5 protein-coding genes are annotated in these 8174 nt (G+C 71.9%); 3 read left to right on the top strand and 2 right to left on the bottom strand.

The window, feature by feature from the left end:
- Positions 1-97: 97 nt before the first annotated feature.
- A complete protein-coding gene (locus HG543_RS48875) occupies positions 98-511 on the bottom strand; it encodes a secondary thiamine-phosphate synthase enzyme YjbQ (protein WP_169351845.1) in 414 nt (137 codons plus the stop codon).
- A gap of 48 nt (positions 512-559) precedes the next feature.
- Here HG543_RS48875 and dinB point away from each other — a divergent pair, with 48 nt between their 5' ends.
- From dinB to HG543_RS56695, 3 genes are all read left to right on the top strand, one after another.
- The gene (dinB, locus tag HG543_RS48870) at positions 560-1762 is read left to right on the top strand and encodes a DNA polymerase IV (protein WP_169351844.1); all 1203 of its coding nucleotides are present in this window, start codon (positions 560-562) and stop codon (positions 1760-1762) included.
- Positions 1763-1942: 180 nt separating this feature from the next.
- Positions 1943-3862: a PAS domain-containing sensor histidine kinase gene (locus HG543_RS48865; RefSeq protein WP_169351843.1), complete on the top strand. Its 1920-nt coding sequence runs from the start codon at positions 1943-1945 to the stop codon at positions 3860-3862.
- Between the two features lie 167 nt (positions 3863-4029).
- Positions 4030-7425 carry a protein kinase domain-containing protein gene (locus tag HG543_RS56695; protein ID WP_169351842.1) on the top strand — a complete coding sequence of 1132 codons (3396 nt, stop codon included), beginning with the start codon at positions 4030-4032 and terminating at the stop codon, positions 7423-7425.
- A gap of 8 nt (positions 7426-7433) precedes the next feature.
- Here HG543_RS56695 and HG543_RS48855 read toward each other — a convergent pair whose 3' ends face one another.
- On the bottom strand, positions 7434-7880 hold the full coding sequence (locus HG543_RS48855; protein ID WP_169351841.1) for a hypothetical protein: 447 nt from the start codon (positions 7878-7880) through the stop codon (positions 7434-7436).
- Between the last annotated feature and the right edge of the window lie 294 nt (positions 7881-8174).

Below are 8174 nucleotides of genomic sequence, written 5' to 3'. Positions count from 1 at the left end.
CGCCAGGGCTGATTTCCCGCCGGGCGGGCCGTACCGCGGGCCCGCCCACCCCACCTGACACGTTGGCCGCGTCAAGCCGCCCCGTCAGGGGGTAGCCCTACTCCCCCATCACCTTCACGATGACGCGTTTTCGGCGCTGTCCGTCGAACTCGGCGTAGAACACCTGCTGCCAGGGCCCCAGGTCCATCTTCCCCGCGGTGACGGGGATGATGACCTGGTGGTGGATGAGCAGCGACTTGAGGTGCGCGTCGCCGTTGTCCTCGCCGGTGCGGTGGTGGCGGTAGTCGGGACCGAAGGGCGCCAGTCCCTGAAGCCACTCCCAGATGTCCTCGTGGAGGCCGGGCTCGTCGTCATTGACGAAGACGCCCGCGGTGATGTGCATGGCGGAGACGAGAACCATTCCCTCCTGGATGCCGCTCTTGCGGACCAGCGACGACACCGTGTCCGTGAGGCGCACCAACTCGCGCCGCTCCTTGGTTTCGAACCACAGGTACTCGGTCAGGGTCTTCATGTCGGCTTCCGTCTCGCGTCAGAGGGGGCCACTACAGTGACTCGTGCCATGCGAGCCATCATCCACGTGGACATGGACGCCTTCTATGCGTCCGTGGAGCAGCGCGACAACCCGGCCCTGCGAGGCAAGCCAATCATCGTTGGCGGCCATGCACAGCGGGGCGTCGTCGTCGCTGCCTCCTACGAGGTCCGCCCCTTCGGCGTGCGCAGCGCCATGCCCATGGCCCGCGCCATGAAGGCCGCGCCCCACGCCATCGTCGTCAAGCCACGCTTCTCCGCGTACGCCGAGGCCAGCGAGCAGGTCTTCGCCATCTTCGAGCGCTACACGCCCCTCATCGAGCCCTTGTCCCTCGACGAGGCCTTCCTCGACGTGACGGCCTCGGTGGGGCTGTTCGGCGCCCCGGCGGACATCGCGCGGCGCATCCGCAAGGAAATCGCGGACGAGCTCAACCTGCCGGCCTCGGCGGGCATCGCCCCGGTGAAGTTCGTGGCGAAGATTGCCTCGGACCTGGCCAAGCCCAACGGGCAGCGCGAGGTGCGGCCCGAGGAGACGGTGGCCTTCCTCGCGGGGCTGCCCGTCTCACGCCTGTGGGGCGTGGGGCCGAAGACGGAGGAAGCGCTCAAGGTCGCCGGGCTGCGGACCATTGGCGACGTGGCGGCCCATGAGCCGGACTGGCTGGAGGAGCGGCTGGGCTCCAGCGGGCGACACCTGTGGGAGCTGTCCCAGGGCATCGACACGCGCGAGGTGGTGCCGGACCGCGCGGCCAAGAGCGTGGGCGCGGAGGACACCTTCGAGGAGGACCTCACCGGCGTGGACGCGCTCAAGCCGCACGTGCACTCGCAGGCGCTGCGCGTGGGCCGGCGGCTGCGGCGCGCGGGCGTGAAGGGCCGCGTGGTGCAGCTCAAGCTGAAGTTCGCGGACTTCACGCTCATCACCCGGCGCACCACCCTGCGCGAGGCCACGGACGACGGACAGACGCTCTACCGCACCGCGCTGGAACTGATGGAGCGCGCGCACGAGGGCAAGCCCATCCGCCTCACCGGGGTGAGCGTGCAGCTCGACGAGGTGCCCCCGCAGCTCGGCCTCTTCCCGGCGGCGCCGCCGCGCACCGCGAAGCTGAACGCGGCGCTGGACAAGATCGCCGAGCGCTTCGGCAGCAAGGCCATCACCACGGCGGACATCGCCGGGAGCGAGGCTCCGGCCGACGACGAGCACCGCTCCGAGCGCCCCGTCGAGAAGCCGAAGCGCTGAGGCGCCGTCACCTCCCTGGCGCCGAGCAGGCAGAGGGGCCCCCGTGCGCCCGCCATGCCCACCACCCCACCGGAGCGCCCTTGCCGCGGTGCTCTTGAGGGGCCGGGTGATTAACTGTTCGGAACCCTTCACGGCCCTCGCCGTGGGGCCCGCCGACGGATAGCCCGCCCGACACCACACATGAAGAAGGCCGCCCCGGAGCACCCGAAAGACCTCGCCCTCCACGCTTCGATACTGGAGGGCATGGTGAGCGCGGTGAATCTGGCCGACGAGCGGGGCACCGTCATCTACACCAACGCCGCCGAGGACCGGCTCTTCGGCTATGCGCGCGGAGAGCTGCTCGGCCAGCCCATCAGGGTGCTGAGCGCCTGGTCGCCCGAGGAGCATGCGCTGCGTGTCGTGGAAATCTCCGCGGAGGTGAAGGCCCAGGGGCTCTGGTTCGGCGTCCTCCACAACCGGCGGAAGGACGGGACGACCTTCACCAGCCGGGCGCGCATCACCCCCCTGGAGCTGGGCGGCAAGCAGCACTGGCTCTGCGTCCGGGACGCCCAGGCCGAGGAGAAGCGGCATCAGGCGGAGCGCGAGGCCACCGAGAATCTCCACCGGGAGCTGCTCCACGCCCTGCTGGGCGAGGCTCCCGCGGCCATCGCCATCCTCCGCGGCGAGGACCTCACCTTCGAGTTCGCCAACACGCTGCATGACAAGGTGGCCGGCCGGCGCATCCCCCCGGGCACCCCGATGGTGGAGGCGATGCCGGAGCTCCTGTCACAACCGGGCCTCCTGGAGACGCTCCGGCGGGTGCTGCGCACGGGAGAGCCCTTCAAGGCCGAGGAGTTCTCCGTGCGCCTGGACCGCCATGGGAATGGCACGCCCGAGGAGTCCTTCTTCAACCTCGCCTTCGTGCCCATCCGCGACACCTCGGGCCGCATCACCGGCGTCCTCACCCACGCGGTGGAGGTGACGGAGCAGGTCCGCAGCCGCATGCGGGTGGAGGAGGCCGAGCGGCGCCTCAAGGCCATCACCGACAACGCCACCCTGGGATTGTTCCTCATGGATGCGCGCCAGCACTGCGTCTTCATGAACCCCGCGGCCGAGGCCATCACCGGCTTCACGCTGGCCGAGGTCCAGGGCCAGCCGCTCCACGAGTTCATCCACCACACCCGGCCCGACGGCACGCCCTACCCCATGGCCGAGTGCCCCATCGACCGGGCCCTGCCCACGCGCGCCCAGGAGCAGGGACAGGACGTCTTCGTCCGCAGGGACGGGAGCTTCTACCCGGTGGCCTTCACCGCGAGCCCCCTCCTCGTGGAGGGCGTCCCCTCGGGCACCGTCATCGAGCTGCGCGACACGACGAAGGAGAACCGCCAGGCCGAGGAGCGCGAGCGGCTGCTGCGCGAGCTGCGCCAGTCGGTGCGGCTGCGAGACGAGTTCCTCTCCGTGGCCGCGCACGAGCTGAAGACACCGCTGACGCCGCTGGCCCTCCGGCTCGCCCAGCTCCGGCGCGGCGCCCAGGACTCGTACCGTGAGACGCGCAACCGGGAGCGGGAGCTGAAGAACCTGGAGGTGGCCGAGGCGCAGGTCCACAAGCTCGCGGTCCTCGTGGACGGGCTGCTCGACGTGTCGCGGCTCGCCGAGGGGCGCCTGTCCCTCCATCTGGAGGACGTGGACGTGGCCGACGTCGTCCGGGAGGTGACCCGCGACATGGAGCCACAGGCCACGCGCTCGCCGCTCCAGGTGGAGGTGGAGTCCGGAGCCGTGGGCCACCTGGACCGCGTGCGCGTGGCGCAGGTGGTGACGAACCTCCTGTCCAACGCCCTCAAGTTCGGCACCGGCCGGCCCGTGCACGTCCGGCTCCGCATCGTGGGACGGTGGGCCCGCCTCACCGTCAGCGACCAGGGCATCGGCATCGCCCCCGAGCTCCTCGAGCGCATCTTCCACCGCTTCGAGCGGGGCGTGTCCGAGCGCCACTATGGCGGGCTCGGCCTGGGGCTGTACGTCACGCGGCAGCTGGTGGAGGCCATGGGCGGCACCGTGAAGGCGGAGAGCACCCCGAGCCGGGGCGCCACCTTCACCGTGGACCTGCCGCTGAAGAAGTCCTGAGCCCGAGCCCGGCGTCGGTCCGCCGCGGGCATCCCCTGGCCCTGGGGCGCCCCGCCCCCCACGGAGGCCCACCCGGCCGGCCGCCCCGTCACGCGGGGAGGGCCCCCGCGCTCGCCCGCTCGCCTCTACCGGCTCGAAGGCGGGTAGATTGAGGCTCCGGTAAGTCCATGAAAACGCGAATCACGAGCGAGGCCGTCTGGGACGGAGCAGCAGGTGCCTCCACCCTGGAGGGTGCCCTCGCGCCGCGGCTCCCTTCTCCGGAGGCGACCGTCTTTCCGGTGCCCGGCTGGGAGCGCTACCAGGGGGTTCGCTTCCTCGGACAGGGCGGCATGGGACAGGTCTTCCTTGCCTATGACCCGCGGCTGCGCCGCCATGCCGCCCTCAAGTTCGTCCGGGGCGGTGACGCCGGCCTCACCCGGCGCGTCCTCTCCGAGGCCCGGGCCCAGGCCCGTGTCGAGCACGAGCGCGTCTGCCAGGTGTACGAGGTGGGCGAAGTCCAGGGGCACGCCTTCATCGCCATGCAGTACGTGGACGGAGTCCCGCTGAACCAGCTCGCGGGCCAGCTCACCGTGGAACAGGCGGCCCTGCTGCTCCGGGACGCCGCCGAGGGCGTCCACGCCGCCCACCGGGCCGGCCTCATCCACCGCGACCTCAAGCCCGGCAACATCCTCGTCGAGCGCACCGAGGATGGCCGCCTCAAGCCCTACGTCATGGACTTCGGGCTGGCGCGTGACTGGAAGGAGCAGGGCGTCACCGCCAGCGGCGCCGTGCTCGGCACGCCCCATTACATGGCCCCGGAGCAGGCCCGCGGCGAGGTGTCCCGCCTGGACCGGCGCGCCGATGTGTACAGCCTGGGCGCCACGCTCTACACGCTGCTGACGGGCCAGCCTCCCATTCCGGGCGACAACGGGCTGGAGGTGCTCAGCAACATCGCCACCCTCGAGCCCCGCCCGCCGCGCGCGCTCAACCCCGCGCTGCCGGTGGACCTGGAGGCCATCGTCCTCAAGTGCCTGGAGAAGGAGCGCGCGGCCCGCTACGACTCGGCGCGCGCCCTCGCCGAGGACCTGGACCGCTTCATCGCGGGCGAGCCCGTGCGGGCACGCCCCACCGGCCCGGGCTACCGGCTGCGCAAGGCGCTCCGCAAGCACCGCATCGTGGTGGGCGTGGCCGCCGCGGCCCTGCTGGCCGTGGCGCTCTCCCTCGTCCACGTCGCCCTCACCCGCCAGGAAGCCCACCGGCGCGAGCGCCTCTCGCGCCAGTTCACCGAGCGCGTCGAGCGCATCGAGGCCCTGGCCCGCTACTCCGGCCTGTCCCCGCTCCACGACATCCGCGCGGACCGCGAGGTCCTTCGCGGCCACATGCGCGCGCTGGAGACCGAGATTCACGAGGCCGGCGAGCTGGCCGTGGGTCCCGGCCACTACGCCCTGGGCCGTGGCGCGCTGGCGCTCGGCGACGAGGCCCTGGCCCGCGAGCACCTGGAGGCCGCCTGGCGCCACGGCTTCCGCGAGCCCCGCGTCGCCTGGGCCCTGGCCCTGGTGATGGGGCACCTGTACCAGGAGCAGCTCCAGGAGGCCGAGCGGCTGAGAGATTCGGCGCGGCGCGAGTCGCGCAAGCAGGACATCCAGCGCGAGTACCGCGCGCCCGCCCTGGACTGGCTGCGCCAGAGCCACGGCGCCGACGTGCCCTCCGCCGAGTACGTGGCGGCGCTGCTGGCCTTCCACGAGGAACGGCTGGACGAGGCCCTCCTCCAGCTCGACGCGATGAAGGACCACCTCCCCTGGTTCCACGAGGCCCCCCTGCTCCGGGGTGACATCCTCCAGGCCCGCGCCGCCCGGAAGTGGAACCAGGGAGACCGGGAGGGAGCGCTGGCCGACTTCGAGGCCGGCCGCCGCGCCTACTCCGCCGCCGCCGCCACCGGCGAGAGCGTGCCCGAGGTCCACAGGTCCCTGGCACGGCTCGAGTACACCGCCATGGTGATGGAGCTCTACGGCGAGGGAGACGTCCTGCCCCCCTTCACCCGTGGGCTGGAGGCCGTCGCCCGCGCGCTCCAGGCGGACCCGGACTTCGGCCCGGCCCGCGTCCTGGAGGCGCGCTTCCACAACCGGCTGGCGGAGTACCGCATGAGCCGGGGCGGTGACGTGGAGGAGCCCCTCGAGAAGGCCCTTTCGGCCGCGCGCGCCGCCATGAGGCTGGTGCCCGAGCCGCCCCGGGCCCGGCTGGAGCAGGTGCAGAGCCTCTGGCGCCGGGCGCGCTCACTCCAGGCCCGGGGCCTGGACCCCGGCGCGCCGCTCGGTGAGGCCGTGGCGCTGCTGGGGTCCATCCCCGCGAAGGACCAGGACTACGAGTTCCACGCCACCCGGGGCCTCGTCTTCAAAATCCAGGCGGACTACGAGGACGAGAAGGGAGAGGACTCGCGGGCCCACCGCGGCGAGGCCATCGCGTCCTACCGCGAGGCCATCCGGCTCGACGCGCGGATACCGGACGCGTGGCTCAACCTGGGCATCGCCTGGCTCACCCGGGCCACCCACCCGCGCGCCTCGACGCCCCTGGAGGACCTGGAAGAGGCCCGGACCGCGCTCGACACCTCGCGCAAGCTCAACCCGCGCAATTATGTGACGTGGTTCCTGGGAGGCACGCTGCACCTGGAGCTCGCCCAGCGGCGCCGGAACCAGGGAGGCGACGCCGGGCCCGACCTGGCCACCGCCCTGGAGTGCTTCGACGAGGGCCTGCGCATCAACGCCCGCATCGCGCAGCTGCACAACGGCCGGAGCGCCGTCCTCCTCGAACAGGCGCGGGAGGCCTGGGACCGCGGCGATGACCCCTTCCCCTTCCTCGAGCAGGCCGTGCGAGCCGCGCGTCAGGCCATCGAGGTCGCGCCCCAGCAGGGCTTTGGCCACCACAACCTCGGCGAGGCCCATGCCGAGCGCGCCATCTGGCTCGCGCGCTCCGGGGAGGACCCGCGTCCCGACCTCCAGGCGGCCGAGGTGGCCTACCAGGAGGCCAGCGCGCTGCTCCCGGGCGGCGCGCACTACCCGGCCAGTCTGGCCCGGGTCCATGCACGGCGGGCGGCCTTCGAGCTGGAGCACGGGAAGGAGCCGCGCGGGAGCCTCGACCGGGCCGAGGCGGCCCTGCGTCAGGCTTTCGAGCGCGGCCCCCGGGAGCCCCTGGCCTGGCTCGTCCAGGGCGAGGTGCGGGCACTGCGCGCCCGCTGGCTCGCGCGCCCCGAGGACTTCGAGGACGCCGCCCGCTCCTTCGAGAAGGCGCTGGAGCTGGAGCCCCGGCACCTGGACTACCGCATCGCCTTCGGCCACTTCTGCCGCGACCGGGCCGCCTGGCGGAAGGCGGCGGGAAGGGAGCCACTGCCCTCCCTGGAGCGTGGCCTCGCCCTGGTGGACGAGGTGCTGGCCGCGCGCCCCCGCTGGGCGGACGCGCTGCTGCTGCGCGCGAGCCTGCGTGAGGAGGCCGGGGTGACACGGGAGGCCCGGGAGGACCTCGAGCGGGCCCTCGCGCTGAACCCCCGGCTCATCAGCGAGTGGAAGCGCCGGCTTCCGTCCTCTCCGTAGCGTCCGGCTCAGAAGTCACAGAACGGGATGGGGTCCTCCCCTCCACCCGACGAGCCCACCTCCAGCGTCCCGAGCCTGCGGTCATCGGGCAGCTTGGAACACCCCTCGGCCGCATGGATGGTGTAGACGCCCCCCGTCCTGAAGCACAGCGACTCCTTCTCGTGGGGAGGCAGCGGCGGGACGAATTCCCATTCGGGTCCATCGACCTTGATGAAGACCTCGTCCCCGCAGTCGTTGATGAACCAGGCCCTGCCTCCCTTGTGGAGACATCGGTCCGGATGGAAGTGAATCCCGTTGTCCCTGAAGTCGATGAACACCTCGGAGTGATAGCGCTCGCAGACGGGGGGCTTCGGGTCGGACGGCACCGGCTCCTCCGCGGCCTCCGACGTCCTGCCCACCACGAGCCCGGAGAGCGTCAGCCCCAGCAACCCTCCCGACACCAGGAAACGGGCCACGGGTTGCCTCACACCGCGCCGCGATACCTCGGACACATCACCGCGCATCACATCCCTCCTGTTCATCACGTTGGCTCCCACGTCAGGTCTGGCGAGGAGCAACGGATATGCCAGGAATCCAACACTTCGTGTCGGGACGGATGTTCCGGGGGCCCTGGGAGCCCGCCAACCTCCTTCAGCGAAGTCGGGTCAGGGCCTGACGAGCGACGTCATGGAAGGAGTCCTGCGGCAGCGGAGTGAAAGCCGGGCTGCACAACGTCGCGCCTGATTCAGCCAGGACGTCGTAAGGCCCCG

It is taken from the genome of Pyxidicoccus fallax, from assembly GCF_012933655.1.
Classification (GTDB): Bacteria; Myxococcota; Myxococcia; order Myxococcales; family Myxococcaceae; genus Myxococcus; species Myxococcus fallax.
Note: the sequence above shows the minus strand (reverse complement) of the source record. Positions and strands in the feature narration are given on the sequence as shown.